We start from the raw sequence: 24,922 nt of genomic DNA, 5'->3' as shown, positions 1-24,922 counted from the left end.
TTATTCTTCCTCTCCACTCTCTGCCGCATTGTCTTGCGCACTTTCGCCCTCTTCCACCTCATCGTTCAGCGACAGGCCGCTGTCTAACGGCAGCGCTTCGCCATCGCGGATCATGCGCAACTGAGCTTCACGCGCATCGTCACCGCTGCGCACGTCGGCACCGAAACGGAACGCCGCTTCGGTGATGCGGAATTTGCTGCTGTCGTTGCCCATGAAGTAGACCATCCCCAAGCGTCGCAGGCGATTGAGCGAGGTTCTGACCTTCTCCTGCAATTTCTGTCGATCCAGATCCGAGCCGGTTGAGCGTTGGTTGACCAACTTCAGCAGCTTGTTTTCATCGGCCAGACTCAGCAGCTCTTCATAAAGCTCCTGCTGAGTGAAAATGCCCTCTTGCGCCAGCCGCTCTGGGCTGAGGTAGAGATAACAAAGAATTTTTCCCACCATCATGTCCAGTTCGGACAGCACCGAGCGCGGGATCAGGGTGGTCGATCGCGGTCGTAGATAGAAGAAACCTTCAGGCGCACGGATCAGTTCCACGTTATAGCGCGCGTAGAACTCCTCCAACACGTCCTGAAAATCCATCAGGTAAGCGTGGTTCTCCAACTCTTCCACGCCGATATGCCGCCCCGCACGCAGTTGGCTGTCAAGCGCGGGAAACAGGGTATTGGCTAACGCCGTTGCCAGTTTAACTGGCATGATTTTATCAATAGTTGTCGATGACATGGGCCTGTACCTTGGCTCCGTAATCATTGATTGACTGCCATAGCGCAGGCAATCCGGTGAAATCCGCTTCGGCCACACCCAGGCGCACCGCCTGGTCGACCACGATTCGTGCCACATCAAAATGCTGCGCCCGGGGATAGTGGCTGAGGTAATCACGCACCACGTCCGCCAGGTTGAGCGGGATGCGCTCGGTTTTATATTTTTGCAGCGCCGCTTCTATCAGCGCGGCGATCTGTTCGCGCATTTCGCTGAATTCTTCATACTCCAGTTCCGGCGGCAACTCGCCCGTCACTTCATCGCTGCGCAGCGCCAGCTCTTCATCGCGCATGTCCAGCAGGCGATCGGCATTGGCGAAGGTCAGTGCCCAGGGCTGATCGAAATAACTTTGCACCGACTGGCGCAGGCGCTGAGCGAATACCCGGTTTTTATCCATATCAATGGCGGTACGGATAAACTTGTGGACGTGTCGGTCATAGCCAATCCACAGGTCGATGGTCTGTTGTCCCCAACTGATGATGCGATCCAGCTTGGCTTGCAGATCGAACACCAGTTTATCGACAAACTCCAGCTCAGGATGCTGCATCGTCGCTTCCTGAATCTGCAACAAGCTGGTTTGCAGCTTATCGCCCGCCGCCTCCAGCGTGTCCTGCAATTCACGCAGAATGCCGGACGTTTCTGTCAGCAGATGCTCGCAGCTGGAAATGGCAGCGCGCCAGTCTTGCGTCAGCAGCGCAGCGATATCCTCTTTCACACCCTGCTGCTGCTCGTCCATCACGCGCTGTGAGAGATCGATGCTGTCAAAAATTTCCGCCACCGAATATTTGAGCGGCGCGAACACATTCCGGTGCCAGTGAAACTCATCGCCCCCTTCTTCGGCGGCCTCCGCGGCGCGCAACAGTTCTTGCGCCACAATGGAGAGCTGCATCGAGAGGCGCAGCGTCGAAAATTCGCGCTGGCGGATGTAATAGTCGGTGATGCCAATACCGAGCGGCGTCAGCCGGTAGATGGCATTGCCATCCGCCACTTCACTGACAAAGCGATTAACCAAGCGCTGGCGCACCAAATCATTGATGGCGTTATTGGCGCGCATTGCCACGGTTTCATGGGTTTGTTCAAATCCCTTGCTGACGTGACGAAAGGCATCCACCAGTTCCCCTTCGCTCATTTCGCCATCCATTCGCTCGCCGTTCAGCGTGGCAATAGCCAGCAGAAACGCCAGGCGTTCGGTGGGGAGTGACAGGGAAAAATCATTTTTTCGCGCCCAGGCAACCAGTTCCGGCACTGTCTGGGAAAAATCACTCATAGTGCATCCTTTATAGGGCGTTTACGCGCCATGACATGAATATAGCGTCCCAGGCTAACAAAAGGCTCCTGGCGACAATAGCGCTGTTCCAACGCTAACAATTCCTCGAAATTATCGATTTGTTGCTGCTTGTTCTGCAAATAGTCATGAAACACCCGTACACCGGTCTTTCCTTCAATCATCATCCCCAACGCCTCGAGCCAGCCATAAACCTGCTGGGGATCGAGGGGGTGATCCGGCGATAGCGAACGTCGTTTGCGCTTTGGCATACCGGCTTGCACATAGGCAAAATTCCCCAGCACCACATTGCGCAGCAAAAGTGCATGATGATTATAAAACATCAGCGAAAAGGCACCGCCGGGTGCCAGACAATCCGTTAGCGTCCGCAATATCGCCTGTGGTTCAGCAACCCACTCCAACACCGCGTGAAACAAGATCACATCCGCCGGATGCTCCATATAGGAGGCAATATCCTGCGCAGCGCAGTGCACGAATCGCATGTTCTCAGCCACGCCTTGTTCCTGAGCAATGCGGCTGGCGCGGTGAATCATCTCATCTGAAACATCGCACAACAAGACCTGATGTCCTAAAGCCGCCAAACGGCAGGCCATGTGCCCTTCACCACCGCCCGCGTCAAGAATGCGCAAAGGCCGCGCTGGCAACGTTTTCAGCAACCCATCCAGATCCTGCCACAGCACCGCCTGACGCACCTGGCCTTTGGTGGTGCCATAGATATTACGGGCAAATTTTTCGGCGATATCGTTAAAATTGCGATCTTGCATTGCGCTGCGTTCCACGTCATCGTTAGGGCGATCGTGCGGCACGGTGTGCCCTCATATACCCGGTATTCGGGTATAACGCCATATTTCCTTCAACCTGTTATTCTGGCACAGGCGGAACGAGAATAAACCGCCTGACCGCACGATATTTTGCCGGATGCCGTTTTTTCACCCAAAGGGACCCTGATTTCATGCTGTTTACCCTCAAAAAAGTCGTTGGCGGCCTGCTACAACCGCTTCCGTTACTGCTGGTTCTGATGGGCGTCGGTCTGGCGCTGCTGTGGTTCTCGCGCTGGCAACGTGGGGGAAAAGCCGTTATTTCCTGCGCCTGGCTGGCGTTATTGCTGCTGAGTGTGCAACCGGTCGCCGATAAGCTGCTGCTGCCGTTGGAAAGCCACTATGCGACCTGGCGGGCGAGCGCGGCGCCTATTCCCTATATCGTGGTACTGGGCGGGGGCTATACCTATAACCCTGAGTGGGCACCGAGCGCCAATTTGATCGGAAACAGCCTGTCACGGGTGACCGAAGGCGTGCGTCTTTATCGTGCCAATCCCGGTGCGAAGCTGATCTTCACTGGCGCAGCCGCGCAGGGAAATCCGATGACCAGCGCACAAACCGCGGCATTGGTTGCGGAGAGTCTGGGGATTCCGCGCGAGGACATCATCACGCTGGATACACCGCGCGACACGGAAGAAGAAGCCGCAGGCACGGCGGCCCTTATCGGGCAACAACCTTTTCTGTTGGTCACGTCAGCCAGTCATCTGCCGCGTGCCATGGTGTTCTTCCAGGCACAGGGACTGAATCCAACGCCCGCCCCCGCTAATCAGTTGGCCATTACCAGCCCGCTCAATCCGTGGGAAAAAGTATTCCCTTCAGCGTTTTACTTGTCGCACAGCGAGCGCGCCTGGTATGAAACGCTGGGCTTGCTGTGGCAACGGCTGAAAGGCAGCGAAGCGCCGCCAGAAGCGGCATCACACTGAGAGGGTTATTCCAGCCAGGGCGTTAATTCGCGCGTGGCGCGATCGAACAGCGCCCGATCCAATTGCCCGGTATGCAGGTAGCGGGAAACCGCTTCCCAAATGACGTAAAGCCAGCGGCGATAAACAAAATTTTCCGCCAACGGCGCTTTTTGCAGGTAGCGATAGAGCAACGCTTCTGACATGCCCGGCTCGCACAGGCGAAACATGTCATATTCCCTGGGTGCCCATAACATCATGCCGGGGTTGATCATCGCCAGCAACTGATCGCTGCGCGGGTCTTTCAGCATGCTACGCAACGATAAATTACCGTGCACCAATACGCAGCTATCATCAAAATCATCAAACAAGCCGTCAAGACACTGGCGTGAGCGGTACAACACGCTGCGATCTTCCTGCGTCAGTAACGATGCGCCGACATTCAATAACGTTGACCAGAGCACTTCCAGCCGCTGTTCGTACCAACTGAGCCAGTCGTTATCCTGCGTGCTATCCACGCTGCCCACACAGCCGTGACTGTCGATACGGTGCCAGAGCAGCACGCTCTCAACCACATGATCCATCAGCGACGACCAACGTTCCGGGGTACGGGTCGGCGCTTCAACTGACACACCACGCAGGCGCTCAATCAATAGCAGTTCTTTATAGGGCGCCTCTTGGGTGATCACCACACCGTACACCGTTGGTAAGCGTACATCTCCCTCGCGCGCCAGCATGGAGAGCTTGTACGCCTCTTGCTGCGCAATACCCTGACAGACATAGCTTTTCGCCAACAGCGGCATGGCGTTGCCGTTATTGTCATACAGCGCGTACAAATGTGCGTAGGGTTGCTCACTGATGCGTTCGAGCCGGCTTAATTTTTCCCCCAACACCGTGCTTAATTCAGCCTTCAAATGTTCCATACGTTGCTAAACCTCGCTCCTGCTTCAGGATCCCGCGTGCCATCATGCGGTGGACCGCCGTCAATTTCTTCAATATAGATCAAATAAAGTGCCATCGGCAGGCTGCGGCATCGTTTTGGAACTGAGCGCCGAGGTGACAACCACCCGTCGTCCTCGGCGTAGGCCGGGGACCGCTGACAGAAGATACGCGTTTAGCCTGTAGGAGATTCCCGCTTACGCGGGAATGACGGGGGATAGGCGGGAATGACGGTAAGAGCGTAGTGGCGAACGTTACACCATCGCAGCGCGCACGCGCTGTAAATCTTCTGGCGTATCCACACCGACGCTGGGCACGGCCTGCGCTACCGCAACATGGATTTTCTCGCCGTACCACAGCACGCGCAACTGCTCGAGCAGTTCGATCTGCTCCAGGCTGCTGGGTTGCCAGGTCACATAACGACGGATAAAACCCGCGCGGTAAGCGTAGATGCCGATATGGCGTAAGAAATGGTCACCAATCGTCTCTTTGCTTTGGGCAAAACGCTCACGATCCCAGGGAATGGTGGCGCGGGAAAAATAGAGCGCATAGCCTTGCGCATCCATCACCACTTTTACCGCATTGGGGTTAAACGCTTCTTCTGCGGTGGTGATCGGTACCGCAAGCGTTGCCATCCCGGCCTGACACACAGACAGATTATCCGCTACCTGGCGAATAATCACCGGAGGAATCAAGGGTTCATCCCCTTGCACGTTGACGATGATTTCATCATCTGGGAATTGGTAGCGTTCGATAACCTCAGCCAGACGTTCAGTGCCAGAGTGGTGATCGGCGCTGGTCAGGCACACTTCCCCGCCGGCCAGCTCCACCGCACGTTGAACGTCAGGATGATCCGTCGCGACAATCACACGGCTGGCACCGGATTCCAGAGCGCGTTCCATCACATGCACCACCATCGGCTTACCGTTGATATCGGCCAGCGGCTTTCCCGGTAAGCGCGTTGAGGCATAGCGCGCAGGTATGATCGCAGTAAAACTCATTGTGTAATCTCATCGGCGGGAATTTTGCGCGCTTCGTTTTCCAGCAGGACCGGAATACCCTCACGCACCGGATAGGCCAAAGCATCCGCTTTACAAATCAGTTCCAGCTTCTCTTTGTTGTAGTACAGCCGTCCGTTGCATACCGGACAGGCAACGATCTCGAGTAAACGGTGATCCATGCATCCTCCATTAAGGTGCTTACAAACAAAAGGGGTAGCCACGTTACGCGCGTGGTGAAGTCAACAATGACGTTATCTTATCCAGCAATATTGATGCTCCCGGCTCGGCAAGTTGCGCATCGACCGGCACGTACCACCAGTTGGCCTGAGCAAAAGTACGACACTTCACCGCATCTTTTTCCGTCATCAGCAATGGCTGCCGATTATCCTCGGTCAGCGCCTGAATTGCTTCTGGCAGATACGTTTGGTGATCGGCAAACGTGACTTCACGCACAACGCTCACGCCTTGCGATCGCAGCGTAGCAAAAAAACGGGGCGGATGACCTATGCCAGCCATGGCGACACATCTCGTCAAGCTCGCCACCGGGCTGGTTTCCCCCGTGAGCACGTTAATTGCGTCACCCGGCTGCAAATGCATGGCAATTTCGCCGGACTGGGGTTCTCCACCGTTAACCACTATGGCATCCACGCTGTGCAGGCGCGCAGCCCGCTCGCGCATCGGCCCGGCAGGTAGCCACCAGCCGTTACCAAAGCGACGCTCACCGTCCACCACCACGATCTCGATATCCCGCGCCAGCGCGTAGTGTTGCAAACCGTCATCGGTGACAATCACGTCGAGCGGTTGACGCGCCAGTAGCGCCTCAATCGCATCGCGCCGCACAGGGGATACCGCCACCGCAGCGCCCGTGCGCTGGTAAATCAGCACCGGTTCATCGCCCGCTTGGGCAGTAGACACCGAGGCATCCACCACCAGCGGATAGCGCTCCGCCTTGCCACCGTAGCCACGCGACACCACGCCAACGCGATACCCTTGGCGTTGCAGTTGTTCTACCAACCAGACCACCAGCGGCGTTTTACCATTTCCCCCTGCGGTCAGGTTGCCCACGATCGCGACCGGGATGGGCGCACGCCAGACTCGACGCCAGCCCGCACGATAGCTATAGCGGATAACCGCCGTAATCAGTCCATACAACACCGCGAAAGGGATAAGCAGCCAGTAGAGCCGCGATGCGCCGGACCAGATGCGCGCTATCATTCGCCAAACTGCATTCTATGCAACTGTGCGTAAGCGCCATTTTTCGCCAGCAGTTCCGCGTGTGGCCCACGTTCAATAATCTGCCCATCCTCGACCACCAAAATTTCATCCGCACTCTCGATGGTAGACAAACGGTGCGCAATCACCAATGCGGTACGATCTTTTTGCAGTTCATCCAGTGCAGCCTGAATCGCTCTTTCTGATTCAGTGTCCAGTGCTGACGTTGCTTCATCCAGCACCAGAATCGGACAATCACGCAGCAATGCGCGCGCAATGGCAATACGCTGACGCTGCCCGCCAGAGAGCAAGACGCCATTTTCACCGATAATGGTATCCAGACCGTTATCCATTTTGCTGATAAAGTCCATAGCATGCGCCATTTTAGCCGCGCGCTCGATGTCTTCTCGCGAATAGCGATCGCCGCAGGCATAGGAGATATTGTTGGCGATGGTGTCGTTAAACAGATGCACATGTTGCGACACTAACGCAACCTGACGACGCAGCGAGGAGAGTGTATATTCGCGCAGGTCATGCCCATCCATCAGAATCTCGCCGGATTGGATATCGTAAAAACGGGTAATCAGGTTGGCGATAGTGGATTTGCCGGATCCTGAGCGCCCGACCAACGCGACCGTTTTACCCGGAGGAATGTGCAGGCTGACATTCTTAAGTGCCAACGTCTCTTTGGTCGGATAGGAAAAGCTGACATTGCGGAATTCCAGCTCACCTTCGGCTCTTTCCAGCACGCGCGTGCCTTCGTCCTTCTCCTGTTCCATATCCAGAATGGCAAACAGCGTTTGGCAGGCCGCCATCCCGCGTTGGAACTGGGCATTGACGTTGGTGAGCGATTTAAGCGGACGCATCAGGGCGATCATTGAGGAGAACACCACGGTGATGGTCCCGGCCGTCAGCGTATCCATCACACTTGGGAAGCTGGCGGCATAAAGCACAAATGCCAACGCCAGAGACGCAATCAACTGGATAATCGGGTCAGAAATCGCTGATGCCGAAACCATTTTCATACCCTGGGTACGAATGCGGTTACTGACTTTATCAAAACGCGCCACTTCGACGTCCTGACCGCCGAAAATCAGCACTTCTTTATGGCCTTTCAACATCTGCTCGGCGCTGGCGGTCACCTGCCCCATAGTGTTCTGAATATTTTTGCTGATATTGCGAAAACGCTTAGACACTACGCGGATTGCGATAGCCACGATAGGCGCAATCACAATCAGGATAATAGACAGTTGCCAACTGTAGTAAAACATCAGCACAAACAGGCCGATAATCGACGCTCCTTCGCGCACCAGCGTAATTAACGCCCCGGATGAAGAAGAAGCCACCTGCTCGGAATCATAGGTAATGCGAGAGAGCAGCGTTCCGGTTGATTGCTGATCGAAAAAGCCGACGGGCATACCCATGATGTGGCTAAACAAGCGACGGCGCATATTCATCACCACCTTGCCGGATACCCAGGAGACGCAGTAAGCGGACACATAACCGGTTACCCCGCGTACCAGCATCAGGCCCATCACCACCAGTGGCATCCACAGCAAAATGCTGCGATCGGTTTTCCCAAACCCTTCATCCAGCAAAGGCTTCAACAGCGAGAGCATCAGCGTGTCACCCGCCGCATTGATGATAAGCGCAATGGCCGCCGCGGCTAAACCCGCCTTAAAGGGAGAAATCATCGGCCACAGGCGACGGAAGGTCTGCCAGGTGGAGAGGTCTTTATCATTCAGCATGCAATAAACCTGAATTATTTATAAATAGCCGCTTATTCTACTCACTATCGCGCTTTACGCCAAACCACTGATGATACCAAAACGGCGATAGCCGCTCACGATAGGGTAAAACCTGCCAGTGTTCGTTGAAAAAACGTACACTGACTTGTCCTGATTGCGCCGTATCGACCCAATGATGTCCACCTTTGCGATAACGGGCGATAACCGCAGCAGACGGCAGACGCCACGGATTATAGCGTCCAGTGGAGGCAAGCGCATACTGGGGATTCACCGCGCGTAAAAATGGTGCACTGGATGAGGTCTTACTGCCGTGGTGGGGAATTTGTAACAAATCAGCAGCCAATTCGTCTCGCATCGCGCTCTCAAGGCGTCGTTCTGCTTTCATTTCGATATCTCCGGTCAATAACACGCGGTGTCTACCATCATCGATACGCACCACGCAGGAATCATCGTTTCCCGCGTACGCCACCCGTTTTGGCGGCCACAATACCGTGAACCTCAACCTGCGCCACTGCCAGGTCTCCCCCTGAATACAAGCGCGATGCCCCGGCTGGGTAAACGGGCTGTACACCGTGAGCCCAGGATACGCCTGCAACAAAGAGCCAAGGCCACCGATATGATCCTGATGGCTGTGACTGAGAATAACCGACTCGGGCGTGATGCCACGCCAGCGTAAATAGGGCAAAATCTCGTATTGCGCCATGTCACCGCCCGGCCACTGGCTGCCCGTATCAAACAGGATTGCATGCCCCTCCCGTTCGATAACCATGGCTAATCCGTGCCCCACATCCAACATGTCCAATCGCCATTCCGCTTGCGGGGCTGCAGCCCGCTGCAGCACCAGATACAGCACTAACCCCGCCACGCTGGCAGGATAGAGGCGCCACCAGCCAAAGCGCCAGATAATAACGCCGCACCACCCCATCAGGCTCCAGGCAAGGTAGTGTTCGTCAATGGCTATCCAGCCGCGTTGCAGCGGTTTGAGCACCAGAAACACCACATCCAACGATCGATCCGCCAGCCACCAGGTGCTGTAACTTAACATGGGGAACGACGCCAGCGGCAGTGCCAACAACACCAGGGGCGTAGTAATAAAAGAAACCAGCGGCACGGCCCAGATATTAGCCGGTAGCGATGTAAGGCTGATGCCCTTAAAAATCCCCCACTGCAACGGCAGCAGCAGTAAGGTAATGCCACATTGCAAATGCGCCACACGCAAGAGAGCCCAACGCCACCCTTGGCAAAATGGATAGGGCAACGGTGCCCATTGAAACCAGAAAATCAGCCCGGCGACGGCGACACAAGAGAGCCAAAAGCTGTTGGACAGCACCATCATCGGCTCGCCGAGAAAAAGTAATGCGATACACCACAACCACACTTGCCAAGAGGTGCAGGTAACGCCCCATAAACGAATCAGCGTCCAGAGGCTAAATGCCAGCGCGGCTCGGATCGCCGGCGGGTTTTCGCCCGCTAACCACGCATAGCTCCAGGCGAAGAGCACACCGGCCAACAGGGGTAACTGCGGCACGATCCAACGCAACGGCAACAGGCGTTGCACAGCACGCATCAGTCCCCAACCGAACATGGCAGCCAAAACGATATGCAATCCAGAAATCACCATCAGGTGCATGGTGCCCGTCTGCTGCAACACGGCGCTGGCTTCAGACGTTAACGATTTCATTACGCCAAACACCAGCGCCAGCAAGATGGCATGCCAACGCAGCGCGCTGGCGTGCTGTTCAACCTGCGTTAACAGGCGTTGACGCGCACCGCACGCTAGCGTAATCGGCGTAGCACGCAGCACGCGCGCCGACGCCAACTGCCGCTTGGCAATCCCCCAGCGTTGCCGGTCAAATCCACCTTGATTTAACCGACTATGAAGCGGACGAAAACGGGCACGAATCAGCCAACGCTGTCCACCGCACCACGCCTCCATCGCACTCGGCACCGTGAGCGTGGCGTAAAACGCCGGAAAAACCCATCTGCCTCGCAGCTTTTCGACCTGAACCAGAATCTGTTGATCCTGATGACCGGAGATGCGCATCTCTACGATCTTCACCTCAGCGCTTAGCGCTTTACCATCGATGTCGGCCATGGTCGTTAGCATGGAATGGGCATCAAGTAGCGCAAGTGCCAAACAGATAACGGAGAGGCTCAACACCCGCGCTATTCTGGCGCGGCAGGTTGCCAACAGCAGCATCGACACCATCAACACCGTGACCGAAGCCCAGCGTGACGGTATCTGCGGCAACCACAGCAGAGGCAGAGTTCCCGCAATAACGGCACATGACGCCATGCTAAACGTCATTCTCGCCATGGCTGCCTCCTTTATGATTCAGCAGCAAGCAGCGTGACGCGTTGTGGTGGAACGGTACAGCCTTATGCCACAGAGTTGCAGCGGGATTCGCATGGGATGACGTCAATTTTCATGACGCAGCGCAAGGGGTGAAGCGCGATCGCAATCGTCAGCGGGCTTGGGGCAACGCGAGAAGCATCACGCAGCAACCAGAAAATGCAGCAATAAAAAAGGCCGCACAGGCGGCCTGATAAAAAGGAGGTAGCGCTTACGCGTCTTGGCCCGGCACGGCGCACTTCATTTCGCCCATCTCTTTCAATTTCTTGGAGAGATCGCGACGCTCTTTTGACAGATCGGCATTCTTGATGATGTATTCATCCACGCGATCTTCATAGTCACCGCGCATGGTGGCAATAATGCCCTGAACATCTTCAATACTCATGCCCGGTTTCAAGTATTCGCTCAGGTTATCCAGCAACAGTACGCGCTTCTGGTTATCACGGATTTTCTTTTCGTTATCGACAATTTCACGCTGCAACTTGTTCTTGCGACGGAAAATTCGCACAAACTCGAGCACATCCTGGAAACAGGGCTTGGTCGCCTTATCCATTGTTATCCCCTCACGTGGATCAGTTAACTTTGAGATCAACGGTGTGTTGACCGTCACTCCGCTCACGATACAGGGGAGTGACTATGCTCGACAAGTCGGTTTTTCAGTTACCCCACCTGCCGCCCGTTCAAAGGCGAAAATTGGTGACAATATCAACGATAATAGACGGCAATACGTTGATGGCGTACCTGTTCAATCTCGACCTGGGTATCAAAAATGGATTCCAACACCGAGGAGACCATCACTTCTTCCGGCTTGCCGTTATAGACAATCTGCCCTTTGCGCATCGCAATAATATAATCCGAGTAAGCAGACGCGAAGTTGATGTCATGAATGACCAGTACGATGGTTTTGCCCAACTCATCCGCGGCGCGACGGATCTGTTTCATCATCGCCACCGCGTGTTTCATATCGAGATTGTTCAACGGCTCATCCAGCAGAACGTATTCGGTATCCTGACACAATACCATCGCCACATAGGCGCGCTGGCGCTGACCGCCGGACAGTTCGTCCAGAAAACGATCTTTAAACTCGGTGAGATTGAGGAAAGCCAGAGCATCCGCAATGCGTTTGCGGTCCTCAGCGTTCAAACGCCCTTTGGTGTAGGGATAACGGCCAAAGCCGACCAACTCTTCAACGGTGAGGCGGCTGGTAAAACGGTTTTCCTGGCGCAACACAGAGAGGCAGGTCGCCATCTGCTCACCGGGCGTGGTGGCAATATCCATCCCATTAACGGTGACGCGACCGCTGTCCGCCGCCAACAAGCGACTTATTACCGACAGCAGGGTGGATTTCCCTGCCCCGTTAGGCCCAATGATTGACGTTACGCCACCACGGGAAATGGTGGCCGTAATGTCATTCAGCACCACTTGATCGTAATAGGCCTTGGTTAGATGCTCAATCTCAATCACACGGCAACCTTTTTCAATAACAACAAGATAAACAGAGTCCCACCGATAAATTCAATCACAACGGACAATGCCCCCGCCATATTCAGCAGGTGTTCCAGGATCAGCTGTCCGCCGACCAGGGATATCACCCCGAGCAGAAACGCCGTGGGCAACAAAATGCGATGCTGGCTGGAGCCAGCCACCAGATACGCCAGATTGGCTACCATAAAGCCCAGGAAAGTGAGCGGGCCGACCAGCGCGGTAGAAACCGCCACCAGTACCGACACCAGCAGCAGAATCAGGGTGACACTGCGGTTGAAGTTGATGCCCAGATTCACTGCGCTATCACGCCCTAACGCCAGCACATCCAGTTCGAAACGCCGCCGCCAGATAATAATGGCAACCACCACCACGATCAGCGCGGTCAACGCGATCAGCTCCGGCACAGCGCGGGTAAAGGTGGCAAACATGCGCCCTTGCAATACGGCAAACTCCGTGGGCGTCAGCAGGCGCTGCATCAGGCTCGAGGCGCTACGAAACAGCGTGCCGCAGATAATGCCGACCAGCAGCACCAGATGCAGGTTGTCGCGTCGCCCCAAAAACAGCCAACGATAAAGCACCGCAGAAAACATCACCAGCAGCAGCGCTTCACACAGAAACTTGCCGCTGACGCCCACCCAGGGAATGCCCTTAGCCCCAAACATAAAGATGATCAGCGTTTGGATCAGCACAAACAGGTTTTCGAAACCCATGATGGAGGGCGTGAGAATGCGGTTGTTGGTCACCGTTTGAAACAGCAGCGTGGAGGTGCTGGCGGCGAACGCCACCAGCAGCATGGTCGCCAACGTCAGGCCACGATGCACCAGAATGTACTGCAAATTGCTGCCGAGCTTGATGGTCATAAAAATAACGATCGCCGTCAGCGCCAACGCGCCGAGTAACCACAAGCGTTTCGCTGGCGTTCCGATAGCGGACATCAGTCCGCTATCGCTGCGGGATAGTTTAACCTCGTTAACTGACATGGCGTTTTTGACTCAACAACAGGATAAGGAACACCACCGCACCAATGACGCCCAGAATGACACTCACCGGGATCTCAAACGGATAACGAATTACCCGGCCAATCACGTCGCACAGCAACACCAATCCCCCTCCCAGCAGGCACACCCAGGGAATGGTTTTACGCACATTATCACCAAGCAGCATACTGACAAGGTTTGGCACGATCAGACCGAGGAAAGGCAGCGTACCGACCACCACCATCACCACCCCGCTGATGATGGCAATAATCGCCAGCCCGAGCAGCATCACTTGCCGATAGTTGAGACCGACGTTGACGGAAAATTCGCGGCCCATGCCCGCAACAGTGAAGCGATCTGCCGTCCAGCAGGCAATCAGTGTAAGAATGCCCACCAGCCACAACAGCTCGTAGCGCCCGCGCAGCACGCCGGAGAAATCGCCAGATTCCCAGCCGCTCAGCGACTGCAACAGGTCAAAGTGCATCGCAGCGAAGGTGGTGATCGCACCGATCACCGCGCCCAGCATAATACCCACCAGCGGCACCACCAGCGCCGATTTCAGCACGATGCGCCGCAACAGCAGCATAAACAGCACGGTGCCTGCCATAGCAAACAGGCTGGCAACGGTCATTTTCACCAGCAGCGAGGCGGAGGGCATTAACACCATCACCACCAACAATCCCAGGCTGGCGGACTGCGTGGTGCCCGCCAGAGACGGCTCGACAAAGCGGTTCTGCGTCAACAACTGCATGATCAAACCGGCCACGCTCATGGCACTGCCCGCCAGCAGCAGCGCCAGCGTGCGCGGAACACGGCTGATCAGGAAGATATCGCGCATAATAGGATCGCGCCACACGGCATCCAGGGTCACCTGACCCGCACCGACAAACAGGCTGGCAACGATCATCCCCGCCAACAGGACGAATACCGCCGACAAATAGACAGGTTTCATGGCAAGCATCGTGCTATCTGATTACTTCTTGTCTAACGCTTTATTGACGTCATCAATCAGACGCGAATAGCTCTGCAAGCCACCGGCGATATAGAGTGACGCGGAATCAAGATACACCACATGCTGGTTCTGCCACGCTTTGGTTTTCGTCACCAGCGGGTTATCCAACACTTGCTGGGCTGGCAAGCCACCGGTAGTGCCGATAGCGCTATCACGATCTAATACAAACAGCCATTCAGGGTTGATACTCAGCAGCAGCTCAGCGGTAACCACGTTGCCATGGCGACCCGGATCGGGAAATTCGGTGGCAGTGGCGAACCCCAGTTCGTCAAACACAAAGCCAAAGCGTGATTTCGGGCCATAGGCAGAAATCTTGCCGCCGTTGACCATCAGCACCATGGCTGTACCGGCTTGCCCCGCTTTTTCACGGGTTTGTGCGACGCGTTGTTTGAAATCGTCGAGCTTGGCTTTGACTTCATCCTGTTTGCCGAAAATCTCACCCAGTTGCTCAATGCGATGGATAAAGCTCGGCATAAATTGCTGCTCATCAACATCCAGAGAAATGGTCGGCGCAATACCGCTCAGTTTTTCATAGGCATCACGGGCACGACCACCCGCAATAATCAGGTCCGGCTTGGCGCTGCTCAGCGCTTCATAATTGGGCTCAAACAGGGTGCCGGCATTCAGGTATTCACTGCCGGAATATTTTGCCAGGAAAGGAGGAAGATGCGCGCTGCTTTGCGGCACACCGGCTACCGGGATCTGCAATGCATCCAGCGTATCCAGAATGGCGGGATCAAACACGACAACTTTTTTCGGATGCAGCGGTACCGTTGTTACCCCTTGGGCATGTTCAACGCTAATGGTTGAACTGGCCGTAGAGGACTTCTCTGACTGATCGCACCCTGCTACCACCAGCAAAGAAGCTAACAGCGTCGTTTTAATCGCACTGGAAAACCGCATCATCGTCTCCTTGTTAATTACCTTCTTGCACGGCACTGCGTGTTAGAAGGAATTTAATTATCATTCGCATTAAAGTGCGAAATTGTAACGAATGACGATGCGAATGCATAGGGATTCCTGCCCCTTAGGAATTGATGCACATCAGGAAACCCGTGCTTTGATCTTACCCACGTAATGTGGACATGACACTACGCGAGGTTTACAGGGGCTTCTTGCTGGTTGGTACGGACGTTGTCATGTGAATTATTTCTGGTTGAGCGTTGACTCACTGAGTCGCGTGTCCCCTGTTGCTGGGGAAAATCACGATGAGGCTATGGTCTGCGATCTATCGCTTTATGGGTTCCGACCCTGCGTAGCACAGCTACATCTCCGTTTAGCTCAAAACTGAGTTTGTGGCTATGATTTGCTGTGATATGGATGGTAAAGACAGGAGGCTGGTTGTTGCCTTTTAACTTCTCTAACCTCAACCTCTTAGGCTGTGGGTTTGTCAGAAGTTCTTTAATAGCATCTTTTAAATGCTGCTTTATGTCATCAGGCAATCTTTTGGCAGAAAGAACAAACGTTGTGTACGTGGTTGCATCTATATGCCTGATTATTCTGTTCATAAAGAGGCAAAAAAAGCGTCCACCTCTTCAGCAGAAGATAGTTTTGTCGCTTTCCCTTTCGGCATAACATCCGCGTTGTGTTCCATGATTGCCCAACGTAGTGCTTCTTGCTGGTCAAACAGTCCTTTCGTCACAGCCATTGCCTGTAACAATTCTTCGTAAAGCGTTTCTCCCGGCTTGCAGCATCCCATAACCCCACCTGCGTTATCAGCCATGTCTTGATACATAGCTCGCAAAGACTCCTGATCATTCTCAATCAGAGTAAGGAGTTCTTCACTGACAGGTGAAGGTAAAGAGGTGATATCAGCCACAAGCTGGCGTCCGTACTCTATGCGGGCAGAGAATTCACTATTTATCTCCGAGAAATACTTTTCAAGTTGATCCATGGCATTCAATATATTTAAGGGACGGGAAACCCTAACTGAATCTATACCACTGGCATAGAAGCTAATTTTTCCAGATATGCTATGGTCTTTTTTCATGTATTGCCCCTTTTGAACACATGGTTCACTGTCAAGTCTACTTGACATGATATCATCCTGCAATCACGGTCCTATCAGGTACCTTCATGATTTCGCCTATATGCGCGACATGCCGAATAAAAAAGAAAGTTGGGATGAAACGGGCGTGAACTCTGATATTTTCCAAGTAGTAACTTTAGCTTTGTGTCGCAGTGGGCCGTAATAGTATGGTGTACACGCAGTAAATTGGAATAGGTAGCAATTATGTACGCAAATGGCATCGGTCTAGCAAATGCAACTTAACGGTTTGTGGTGCCAAGTAAGACAAACAAAGACGGATTTTTTACATAACACACTGGTTGTAATAGACAAAATAACGCATGAGAGCGATTAATAAGACAATGAGCGACACATCAATACAGCCAACGTACTTTATCCATGACTATGAAACCTTCGGCAAACATCCTGCCCGCGATCGCCCGGCGCAGTTTGCCGGTGTGCGTACCGATATGGACTTCAATATCATTGGTGAGCCTCTGGTCATTTACTGCCAGCCCACGGATGACTACCTGCCCGAACCGGAAGCGGTGCTCATCACCGGCATTACGCCGCAAATCGCGCAGGCCAAAGGGGTTTGCGAGGCGGAATTTGCGAGCCAGATTCATGCTGCCTTCAGCGTGCCGAACACCTGCATCATGGGTTACAACAATATTCGCTTCGACGATGAGGTGAGCCGCAACATTTTTTACCGCAACTTCTACGATCCGTACGCCTACTGTTGGCAGCACGGGAATTCACGCTGGGATTTGCTGGATGCGCTGCGCGCCTGCTATGCCTTGCGCCCGGACGGCATTGTGTGGCCGCAAAATGATGATGGCTTGCCCAGTTTTCGCCTGGAGCACCTGACACAGGCCAATGGCGTAGCGCACGAACACGCCCACGATGCCATGTCCGATGTGTATGCCACCATTGCCATGGCAAAGTTGTTCAAGCAAGCCCAGCCGAAACTGTTCCAGTATCTGTTTGCGCTGCGCAATAAAAACAAGGTCAGTCAGCTTATCGATATCCCCCAAATGAAACCGCTGGTGCACGTCAGTGGGATGTTTGGCGCGGCGCGCGGCAATACCAGTTGGGTGGTACCGCTGGCCTGGCACCCGGAAAATCGCAATGCGGTGATCCTGTGCGATCTGGCCGGTGATATCACCCCGCTGCTTGAGCTGGATGCTGATGGGCTACGTGAACGGCTCTATACCCCGCGTGATCGTCTGACTCCAGAGCAAAGCCCGGCCCCCATCAAACTGGTGCATATCAATAAATGCCCAGTGCTGGCCCCCGCCAACACGCTGCGCCCAGAAGATGCTGCGCGACTGGGTATCGATCGCCAGCGCTGTCTCGATAATCTGGCGCTGTTACGCCAACGCAGCGATCTTCGCGAAAAAGTGGTTGCGCTCTATGCCGATGCGCCGCCCTTCACGCCGGACGGTGACGTGGATATGCGGTTATATGATGGCTTTTTTGGCGATGCCGACCGGGCTGCCATGAACATTATTCAGCAGACAGCGGCAAAGAACCTGCCCGCGCTGGATCTGTCATTCAATGACAATCGCATCGCGCAGTTATTATTCCGTTATCGCGCCAGAAATTTTCCCGGTACGTTGGATGACAGCGAGCAACAGCGTTGGTTACAGCACCGTAAAGCGGTATTCACGCCTGAGCGCCTTCAGGATTATGTCTCACACTTGAACGACCTCTATGCCCAGCATGAAGACGACAAGCGCAAAACTGAATTGCTGAAAGCCCTGTTTGTCTATACGCAGACGTTGGTCGGCTGATTTTTACGGCGCTAAGGCATAAAAAAGCCGGTTCACATCGTGAACCGGCCCAAGATCGAAACGTGCGGTTATCGACTACATCATTACAGCAGTTCTTCGCTGCACTGCGGTACCGGCTCACGAAAAGTGCGAGTCACAAACGCCAGGTAGATCAGGCCAATAGACGCCCAAATCAGCCCCAACGTCATGGAGCTTTTCTCCAGATTGAGCCACAGCGCCCCCACCGCCAATGCGCCTAACAGCGGCAACACCAGATAGTGGAAGGTGTCTTTCAGCGTGCGGTTACGGCCTTCACGCAGATAGAACTGCGAAATCACCGACAGGTTGACAAAGGTAAATGCCACCAGCGCCCCAAAGTTAATTAACGCCGTTGCCACTTCCAGATCGAAAGAGACCGCAGAGAGTGCCACCACGCCGACCAGCAGTACGTTCAGCGACGGCGTGCGCCACTGCGGGTGAATATAACCAAAGAAGCGTTCTGGGAACACACCGTCACGCCCCATGACATACATCAGGCGGGAAACCCCGGCATGCGCAGCCATCCCGGAAGCCAGTACGGTAACGCAGGAGAACACCAGAATAATCGACTGGAAGAATTTCCCCGCCACGTACAGCATAATTTCCGGCTGAGAAGATTCTGGCGAATTGAACCGGGCAACGTCAGGGAAATAGAGTTGCAGGAAGTATGACACCACGATAAAGATCACGCCGCCAATCAGTGCGGTCAGGAATATCGCTTTCGGGATCACACGTCCGGCATCCGGGGTCTCTTCTGACAATGAGCTGATACCGTCAAAACCCAGGAAAGAGAAACACAGTATGGTCGCGCCGGTAATCATCGGTACGACATGCGCATTCTCGGACCAGAACGGTCGCGTGCTGACCAACGTACCCGCGCCTTCACCTTGTGACACCCCGTGAATCAGCAGGCCCAGGAAAACCGCCATGATCGCTACCTGCACCACCACGATAATCGAGTTAAGGTTGGCAACAATGTTAATGCCGCGCAGGTTGAACATCGTCATCAGGGCGACCAGTCCTGCCACGAAAATCCAGGCCGGTACCCCTGGGAAAATCGCTTCCAGATAGGTTCTCGCCAGCAGGATGTTAATCATCGGCATAAACAGATAATCGAGCAACGAAGACCAGCCAACCATAAAGCCGACGTGCGGGCTGATCGCCTTTTGCGCGTAAGTGTAGGCTGAGCCTGCGGAAGGAAAACGGCGCACCAGTTTGCCGTAGCTGACAGCAGTAAACAGGATACCAATCAGCGCGAAGCCATAGGCGGTGGCGACATGGCCATCCGTCAAATTGGTCACGATGCCGAAAGTATCATAAATGGTCATTGGCTGCATGTACGCCAGCCCCATCATGACCACCTGCCACAGCGTCAGGGTTTTTCTTAACTGAGCACGTTGCGAAGCCGGAGCGGCACTGTTAACAGACATGATAAGCCTCTCCTATTCCCACAACAGACAACGTTGGACCGACAAACGCCGGTGCCCTATTGAGAAATTGCCCCATTTTCCTTTCCTCATCGTGGCCGTTTGGCACACAGAATACTGATTATCTATCCGGATCGATGTCCGGCCTCTTGGTTGAAAACACAGATGTTGCGTCATGGTTTGATGCAAAAAAATAACCGACGCTAGTGAAGCGTCGGCTATTTACAGGGCGCGTATAATGCCCTAATTGGGGTATTCTGACAAGCTATAGTGTTATTCTTAATGACATTTAGTGGGATTCTCGCCGAGCTAAATGTAAAAAAATATTATTCTGCGCGGTAGCGCCAGCAATCAATCCTGAAAACGCTTTCTTTTTTGGATTTGTAAGCGTTCCAATTCGTAGATCACCTGCTGCAAATCGCGCTCTTGAGAAGCCGAAAGCGCCGGGAATTTAAAGCTCAGCCGCTTCATCACTTTCACTTCGCCTTTGCTGTCAACGACTTTGCTGTCAGCCTGACCCACCAGTTGCATATCGACGCAGAAGAAGCCGTATTCATCCAGGTCCATCTCGACATTTTCCAGAATGTCGCCCGGCGAAATCACGTCGCTCATGTCCCGTTCGGTATACAGCCCTAAACCACCGAGGGAAATATCTTTAATTTCAAACTGAAACGGCGTCTTATCCACTAACTCACCGCGACACAGCAGCGGTGGCCACACGGGGGTAGTAATGCGAAAATAGTTTCTGCGCTGTATATAGAACAGCTCGGGTGGAACCTGGGCCGTGAACGCTGGTAAGCCTTGAAAATCAACAGTGCGAGCAATACTGGACTTGAATTCTACTTTAGCGCCTGCCGGTTCAGCCACGAAAGCAAGATCGCCTGCGTACAACGCGCGACTGTTTTCGGTTTCAACGCCACCAAGGTCGAAAACAAAGAGGTTATCGTCTGGAAATACATCCAGAATCTTACTGATAAATTGCCCGCGCGCATGGTTAACCATCACAGTGATATCATTTTTTTGCAAGTCGCGTAACGTCGCGCAGATAGCCAGTTTATTGCGCTTGACAAACTGTTCTTTGGAATTCTGTTCCACCACACCTATCCCCATCATGAAATGAATGGTCTATGCACATCGGCAGCCAATCGCATGAAAAAAACATCACATGGGTATCGGCAGCGGATTAGTAAACTTTAGCTCAGCGGTTGCGAAACTATCATTACATGGCGTGCAGGAAATGATGCTGAGCCCCTTAACGTTACGGTGTGGAGAGGCATGGCGTCAAGCCAATACGCATCAGGCATTCAGGCCAGCACCGTGTTCAGCGCCAGAAGCGCCAGTGACACGCTCAATGCGCCGCCAACGCGGGTAGCGACTTGCGCAAACGGCATTAATGCCATCCGCTCTCCGGCACTTAAAATGGCGACATCTCCCGTACCTCCCTGCCCACTCTGACAACAAGAGATAATCGCAACGTCAATAGGATGCATGCCAATCTTTTTGCCCACCAGAAAGCCTGTAATCACCAATGACAGCACGGTGGAAACAATCACCAACAGATTCGCCAACGTCAATGCTTCTTCCAGCGCCTGCCAGGATGTCATCGCCACCCCGACCGCAAACAAAATGGGATAGGTTACCGCCGTTTGAAAGAATTTATACACCACCTGCGAGCCCGCCAGCAGCGACGGTGAAATCCCGTTTATCAGCTTGAGCGCGATCGCCAGAAACAGCATGCCAACCGGGGCGGGCAACCCGCAGACACGGTATATTTCCACCCCCACCATGTAGAGCAGCATGGCGAGTAGCGCCCCCGCCGCGATAGAAGCTAATTCAGGCTTTGCGCTGGGCGGCGCAGACAAGTCGGGCGAGCTGTTGCTGAGGCTCATGCTGTCAGGCATCAACGCCCCCTCTCCTGTCAGATGTGGAAAGCGTTTGCCGAGTTGATTCAATATTCCCGCCAGAATAATGGCGGTCAGGCTCCCCAACATCACGATCGGCAACATATGACCCAGCGCATCGGCCTGATCCTGATTCAGCAGTAGCGCGTAACCAATCGAAAGCGGAATCGCCCCTTCGCCAATGCCCCCCGCCATAATGGGTAACACCAAAAAGAAAAACAGATGGAACGGATCCATTCCCAGTGCGAGGCCCACCGCCATCCCCGTCAACATGCCGACCACCTCACCGCACAGCATCGGAATAAAGATGCGTAAGAATCCCTGAATCAAGGTAGTGCGGTTCATGCTAAGCGTACTGCCCACGATAATGCAGCAAATGTAGAGGTACAGAATATTGCTGTCGTGATAAAAGGTGCTGACTGATGCCACCACCGCCTGGGGTAACAGCCCGTAATACACCAAGGCAGAGGGAATAAAGGTGGCGCAAATGGCCGCGGCCCCCATTTTACCCACCAGCGGTAAACGACGACCGAATTCACCACAGGCAAAACCGAAAAAAGCCAGGGTCACGACCATCACGACAATATCACTTGATAAGGTATCGTTGACGCAGTTCAGTACCACCAATCCTCCCGCCAGAATAAACAGCGGTAGCGGGATCACACCCACCTTATAATCGTGCCAGATACGCTGCCATTTATTTTTAAGTAAATCGGGTCGATGCGCCTTATCAACTCGCCTGACATCACTCATATCATCTTTCATGTTCACCGCCATGGTATTATTGCTATCTACAAAAATAGAATGCGTTGACATCTCTTCTGGAATGCAGTGGAACGTGACGGATAATAGTCTGTCGACGATCGAATAATCGCCGCTCAGTGTTTCCAGATCTTCTTTGGCAATATGAGAGGAAAATAAAATTAGTGGCCCTGCGCGACACGTAAACACTATATTAATTCTGGTTATTTTCTATCAAAAAACGCAGATATAAATAGCGACAAATTACGCTTTATTTTATTAACGATTACAGTAGTGTGCCGCGATTATTGTCACCGGCTTATCAATGCGTTCATCGAGAATACACTACCCCTGCCAACGGAAGATGCTGTCGATGGTAAAGTACGGCTATCCGCCTTCACTCTGTCAGTACGTTGATAACTGTGCATTTGCCCAGCAACCTATGGGCACCCCGCTGGAAATATCAATCCTTATCACAGATTCATCACCTGCTCAGGCGACACGCTAAATTCGTGCCCCGCCGCCACCGATAACATAAAAAATGACAATAAAAGGCCTGCGGCATTGGCCAATCAACAGCGTCACGCAAGGGGCATCTCCATGGGGTTATTCAACAACGCAGTGAAAAACATTAAAATTTCGCACAAGCTCTATTTAGGCTTCGGCGTGGTATTGCTGTTAGTGGTGTTGGCTTCTTCACTTAGCGCCATGCGCTTTCATGACATTCGCGTCATCTATGAAAAAACCAACCTGATTTACAACATCAACATTGAAGTCTTTCAGGCAAAAATCAATCGACTCAAGTATTTCTATACGCCAGATGATGCCACCCAGAACGTGCTGAGCAATTTCATCAAACATGCCGCCGAGCTCACGCAAAGTGCGCATTCGCTGCCCTGGCGCCCTGAAGAGCAGAATGACCTGCAAACGCTGGACCGTATCCTGGCCGATTTCCAACAGGCCATCAAAGAGATGTCCCAGGCCTCTCAGAATACCGTGGCGTTAAAAAAACAGATCACCGAGCTAAATGGACAGGACGCCATTCAGCGTTTTCGCGACGGCATTGCCGCACAGCCTTTGGGGCTGTCAGAGTATCAACGGGCGGATGATATTGCCTACCTGAGCGCGGCGCTCAAGCAGGTAGCCAGCGTGCTGTATCAAAGCGACACCGACGATGCGGCAAAGGCACTGGATGCCCGTTATCAAACCGCACAGCAGGCCTATCAGGCGGTGCTGCCGACGCTTCCCGCAGAGACACAGGGACTGCTTGATGAGCTGTGGCGTTATACGCAACGCTACGTCGCGCTGCATCAGGAGCATCACAGCGCAATGGCCACGTTGAAGAAAACAGAAAACGCGGTAAAAGTGGGGGGAGACAAAAGCAGCGCGGTGATTAAATCGCTGATTGCCTCGATAAAAGACCAAAACGACCGACTGGCCTACGGCTCTGCCACTATCACGCTGGTGATAGGTGCCATCGCGGTGTTGATCGGTATGTTGATCACCTTTTATATCGTGCGCCAGATTTCACGCCCGGTGCAACGCAACCTGGCGCTGGCGGAACGAATCGCCAGCGGTGATTTGACCGCCACCATCCAGTCCGACAGCAATGATGAGCTGGGCAGACTCACGGCAGCCATGGCGCAAATGAACAACCGGTTACACCACGTCATTGCTGAGGTGCGCGACAGCGTTGGCCGGGTGTCATCCTCTGCGGCAGAGATTGCCGCAGGCAATAGCGATCTGGCCTCGCGTACCGAACAACAATCGGCCGCCGTGGTCGAAACCGCCGCCAGCATGGAACAACTGACCTCGACGGTCAAAAACAACACCGATAACGCGCGGCATGCCAGCCAAATAGCGTCCGAAGCCGCGCAAAATGCACAGAAAGGCGGAGAGGTGGTGCGTAACGTCGTTACTACCATGGATGATATTGCTGCCAGTGCCAGGAGGATTGCCGATATCACCACGGTGATTAACGGCATCGCGTTCCAGACCAATATTCTGGCGCTTAACGCGGCTGTCGAAGCGGCACGCGCCGGTGAGCAAGGGCGCGGTTTTGCCGTGGTAGCGGGTGAAGTGCGCGCCCTGTCGCAGCGCAGCTCTCAGGCAGCCAAGGACATTGCCGCGTTAATCAACGAATCCGTGGAGCGCACCGGCGTGGGCAGTAAACTGGTGGCTGAGGCCGGGCAATCCATGGAAAGCATCGTCAACTCGGTCGCTCGGGTAAACGATATTATGGAAGAGATTTCGTCAGCCTCGGAGGAGCAGAGCCGAGGCATTGAGCAAATCTCACGCGCCATTACCGAACTGGACAGCACCACACAGCAAAATGCCACACTGGTTAGCGCCTCTTCCTCCAGCGCTAACACGCTGGAAGAACAAGCGATCGTGTTAACCCAACTGATGGCAACCTTCCGGCTTGGCGATTCGGAAACGACACCACCGTCGCGGCTGGCGCGTCCGGCAACCCAGGCTCTACCAGCAAAAGCGCCGGTTGCGGGCCATGAGCAGGATTGGACGCACTTTTGACGCTGACTTGATTG

General features: G+C 53.9%; 21 protein-coding genes. 3 read left to right on the top strand and 18 right to left on the bottom strand.

The genetic code is table 11. The annotated features are described in order from the left end of the window. From mukE to cmoM, 3 genes are read right to left on the bottom strand one after another with little or no spacing between them, the layout of a single operon-like run. On the bottom strand, positions 1–723 hold the full coding sequence (gene mukE, locus J5069_RS01990) for a chromosome partition protein MukE (protein WP_264642270.1): 723 nt from the start codon (positions 721–723) through the stop codon (positions 1–3). Next, positions 704–2,026 carry a chromosome partition protein MukF gene (mukF, locus tag J5069_RS01985; protein ID WP_264642269.1) on the bottom strand — a complete coding sequence of 441 codons (1,323 nt, stop codon included), beginning with the start codon at positions 2,024–2,026 and terminating at the stop codon, positions 704–706. The genes mukE and mukF overlap by 20 nt, the downstream gene beginning before the upstream one ends. Next, positions 2,023–2,808, bottom strand: coding sequence for a tRNA uridine 5-oxyacetic acid(34) methyltransferase CmoM (gene cmoM / locus J5069_RS01980; protein WP_264642268.1), 786 nt, complete (start codon positions 2,806–2,808; stop codon positions 2,023–2,025). The genes mukF and cmoM overlap by 4 nt, the downstream gene beginning before the upstream one ends. 188 nt (positions 2,809–2,996) lie before the next feature. Between cmoM and elyC the strand changes: the two genes are divergently transcribed. Beyond that, positions 2,997–3,785 (top strand): envelope biogenesis factor ElyC, encoded by a 789-nt coding sequence (gene elyC, locus J5069_RS01975; protein WP_264642267.1) that lies wholly within the window; start codon positions 2,997–2,999, stop codon positions 3,783–3,785. A gap of 5 nt (positions 3,786–3,790) precedes the next feature. Here the strand turns inward: elyC and J5069_RS01970 are convergent, their stop codons facing one another. From J5069_RS01970 to J5069_RS01915, 12 genes are all read right to left on the bottom strand, one after another. Next, positions 3,791–4,684: a YcbJ family phosphotransferase gene (locus tag J5069_RS01970; RefSeq protein ID WP_264642266.1), complete on the bottom strand. Its 894-nt coding sequence runs from the start codon at positions 4,682–4,684 to the stop codon at positions 3,791–3,793. 270 nt (positions 4,685–4,954) lie between these two features. Then, the gene (gene kdsB, locus J5069_RS01965) at positions 4,955–5,701 is read right to left on the bottom strand and encodes a 3-deoxy-manno-octulosonate cytidylyltransferase (protein WP_264642265.1); all 747 of its coding nucleotides are present in this window, start codon (positions 5,699–5,701) and stop codon (positions 4,955–4,957) included. Next, positions 5,698–5,880, bottom strand: coding sequence for a Trm112 family protein (locus J5069_RS01960; RefSeq protein ID WP_222157225.1), 183 nt, complete (start codon positions 5,878–5,880; stop codon positions 5,698–5,700). Before J5069_RS01960 ends, kdsB begins: the two co-directional genes overlap by 4 nt. A 43-nt stretch (positions 5,881–5,923) precedes the next feature. Then, positions 5,924–6,916, bottom strand: a complete 993-nt coding sequence (lpxK, locus tag J5069_RS01955) for a tetraacyldisaccharide 4'-kinase (RefSeq protein ID WP_264642263.1) — start codon at positions 6,914–6,916, stop codon at positions 5,924–5,926. Beyond that, a complete protein-coding gene (gene msbA, locus J5069_RS01950) occupies positions 6,913–8,661 on the bottom strand; it encodes a lipid A ABC transporter ATP-binding protein/permease MsbA (RefSeq protein ID WP_264642262.1) in 1,749 nt (582 codons plus the stop codon). The genes lpxK and msbA overlap by 4 nt, the downstream gene beginning before the upstream one ends. Positions 8,662–8,698: 37 nt before the next feature. Further along, positions 8,699–10,978: a ComEC family protein gene (locus J5069_RS01945; protein WP_319801653.1), complete on the bottom strand. Its 2,280-nt coding sequence runs from the start codon at positions 10,976–10,978 to the stop codon at positions 8,699–8,701. 247 nt (positions 10,979–11,225) lie between these two features. After that, positions 11,226–11,567: a PTS system regulator TmaR gene (tmaR, locus tag J5069_RS01940; protein WP_264642261.1), complete on the bottom strand. Its 342-nt coding sequence runs from the start codon at positions 11,565–11,567 to the stop codon at positions 11,226–11,228. 152 nt (positions 11,568–11,719) lie between these two features. Continuing rightward, a complete protein-coding gene (locus J5069_RS01935; RefSeq protein WP_264642260.1) occupies positions 11,720–12,478 on the bottom strand; it encodes an ABC transporter ATP-binding protein in 759 nt (252 codons plus the stop codon). Beyond that, positions 12,475–13,479, bottom strand: coding sequence for an iron chelate uptake ABC transporter family permease subunit (locus J5069_RS01930; protein WP_264642259.1), 1,005 nt, complete (start codon positions 13,477–13,479; stop codon positions 12,475–12,477). The genes J5069_RS01935 and J5069_RS01930 overlap by 4 nt, the downstream gene beginning before the upstream one ends. Continuing rightward, positions 13,469–14,428 (bottom strand): ABC transporter permease, encoded by a 960-nt coding sequence (locus J5069_RS01925; protein ID WP_264642258.1) that lies wholly within the window; start codon positions 14,426–14,428, stop codon positions 13,469–13,471. The genes J5069_RS01930 and J5069_RS01925 overlap by 11 nt, the downstream gene beginning before the upstream one ends. A 21-nt stretch (positions 14,429–14,449) precedes the next feature. Then, positions 14,450–15,391, bottom strand: coding sequence for a siderophore ABC transporter substrate-binding protein (locus J5069_RS01920; protein ID WP_264643696.1), 942 nt, complete (start codon positions 15,389–15,391; stop codon positions 14,450–14,452). A 601-nt stretch (positions 15,392–15,992) separates the two neighbouring features. Continuing rightward, entirely contained in the window at positions 15,993–16,478 is a 486-nt protein-coding gene (locus J5069_RS01915) for a hypothetical protein (RefSeq protein WP_264628235.1), read from the bottom strand. 380 nt (positions 16,479–16,858) lie between these two features. Here J5069_RS01915 and sbcB point away from each other — a divergent pair, with 380 nt between their 5' ends. Beyond that, a complete protein-coding gene (gene sbcB, locus J5069_RS01910) occupies positions 16,859–18,289 on the top strand; it encodes an exodeoxyribonuclease I (protein ID WP_264642257.1) in 1,431 nt (476 codons plus the stop codon). 83 nt (positions 18,290–18,372) lie between these two features. Here the strand turns inward: sbcB and J5069_RS01905 are convergent, their stop codons facing one another. The 3 genes from J5069_RS01905 to J5069_RS01895 all read right to left on the bottom strand — a co-directional run bounded on the left by J5069_RS01905 (position 18,373) and on the right by J5069_RS01895 (position 22,400). Next, complete coding sequence (locus tag J5069_RS01905) at positions 18,373–19,737, bottom strand: APC family permease (RefSeq protein WP_264642256.1); 1,365 nt, start codon at positions 19,735–19,737, stop codon at positions 18,373–18,375. Between the two features lie 348 nt (positions 19,738–20,085). Continuing rightward, entirely contained in the window at positions 20,086–20,844 is a 759-nt protein-coding gene (locus J5069_RS01900; protein ID WP_413542212.1) for a flagellar brake protein, read from the bottom strand. A 194-nt stretch (positions 20,845–21,038) separates the two neighbouring features. Then, positions 21,039–22,400: a 2-hydroxycarboxylate transporter family protein gene (locus J5069_RS01895; protein ID WP_264642254.1), complete on the bottom strand. Its 1,362-nt coding sequence runs from the start codon at positions 22,398–22,400 to the stop codon at positions 21,039–21,041. Positions 22,401–22,976: 576 nt separating this feature from the next. On the opposite strand from J5069_RS01895, the gene J5069_RS01890 reads away from it, so the two are divergent. Next, positions 22,977–24,908, top strand: a complete 1,932-nt coding sequence (locus tag J5069_RS01890; protein WP_264642253.1) for a methyl-accepting chemotaxis protein — start codon at positions 22,977–22,979, stop codon at positions 24,906–24,908. Positions 24,909–24,922 lie beyond the last annotated feature (14 nt).

It is taken from the genome of Candidatus Symbiopectobacterium sp. NZEC127, from assembly GCF_025962675.1.
Classification (GTDB): Bacteria; Pseudomonadota; Gammaproteobacteria; order Enterobacterales; family Enterobacteriaceae; genus Symbiopectobacterium.
The sequence above is the reverse complement of the archived record's forward strand: the minus strand, read 5'-3'. Positions and strand labels throughout refer to the sequence as shown.

Bases quoted from the DNA above. Each gene is read 5' to 3' on its own strand.
- mukE (WP_264642270.1), bottom strand. From the start codon at position 723: ATGTCATCGACAACTATTGATAAAATCATGCCAGTTAAACTGGCAACG.
- mukF (WP_264642269.1), bottom strand. From the start codon at position 2,026: ATGAGTGATTTTTCCCAGACAGTGCCGGAACTGGTTGCCTGGGCGCGA.
- cmoM (WP_264642268.1), bottom strand. From the start codon at position 2,808: ATGCAAGATCGCAATTTTAACGATATCGCCGAAAAATTTGCCCGTAAT.
- elyC (WP_264642267.1), top strand. From the start codon at position 2,997: ATGCTGTTTACCCTCAAAAAAGTCGTTGGCGGCCTGCTACAACCGCTT.
- J5069_RS01970 (WP_264642266.1), bottom strand. From the start codon at position 4,684: ATGGAACATTTGAAGGCTGAATTAAGCACGGTGTTGGGGGAAAAATTA.
- kdsB (WP_264642265.1), bottom strand. From the start codon at position 5,701: ATGAGTTTTACTGCGATCATACCTGCGCGCTATGCCTCAACGCGCTTA.
- J5069_RS01960 (WP_222157225.1), bottom strand. From the start codon at position 5,880: ATGGATCACCGTTTACTCGAGATCGTTGCCTGTCCGGTATGCAACGGA.
- lpxK (WP_264642263.1), bottom strand. From the start codon at position 6,916: ATGATAGCGCGCATCTGGTCCGGCGCATCGCGGCTCTACTGGCTGCTT.
- msbA (WP_264642262.1), bottom strand. From the start codon at position 8,661: ATGCTGAATGATAAAGACCTCTCCACCTGGCAGACCTTCCGTCGCCTG.
- J5069_RS01945 (WP_319801653.1), bottom strand. From the start codon at position 10,978: ATGGCGAGAATGACGTTTAGCATGGCGTCATGTGCCGTTATTGCGGGA.
- tmaR (WP_264642261.1), bottom strand. From the start codon at position 11,567: ATGGATAAGGCGACCAAGCCCTGTTTCCAGGATGTGCTCGAGTTTGTG.
- J5069_RS01930 (WP_264642259.1), bottom strand. From the start codon at position 13,479: ATGTCAGTTAACGAGGTTAAACTATCCCGCAGCGATAGCGGACTGATG.
- J5069_RS01925 (WP_264642258.1), bottom strand. From the start codon at position 14,428: ATGAAACCTGTCTATTTGTCGGCGGTATTCGTCCTGTTGGCGGGGATG.
- J5069_RS01920 (WP_264643696.1), bottom strand. From the start codon at position 15,391: ATGCGGTTTTCCAGTGCGATTAAAACGACGCTGTTAGCTTCTTTGCTG.
- J5069_RS01915 (WP_264628235.1), bottom strand. From the start codon at position 16,478: ATGAAAAAAGACCATAGCATATCTGGAAAAATTAGCTTCTATGCCAGT.
- sbcB (WP_264642257.1), top strand. From the start codon at position 16,859: ATGAGCGACACATCAATACAGCCAACGTACTTTATCCATGACTATGAA.
- J5069_RS01905 (WP_264642256.1), bottom strand. From the start codon at position 19,737: ATGTCTGTTAACAGTGCCGCTCCGGCTTCGCAACGTGCTCAGTTAAGA.
- J5069_RS01900 (WP_413542212.1), bottom strand. From the start codon at position 20,844: ATGGGGATAGGTGTGGTGGAACAGAATTCCAAAGAACAGTTTGTCAAG.
- J5069_RS01895 (WP_264642254.1), bottom strand. From the start codon at position 22,400: ATGAAAGATGATATGAGTGATGTCAGGCGAGTTGATAAGGCGCATCGA.
- J5069_RS01890 (WP_264642253.1), top strand. From the start codon at position 22,977: ATGGGGTTATTCAACAACGCAGTGAAAAACATTAAAATTTCGCACAAG.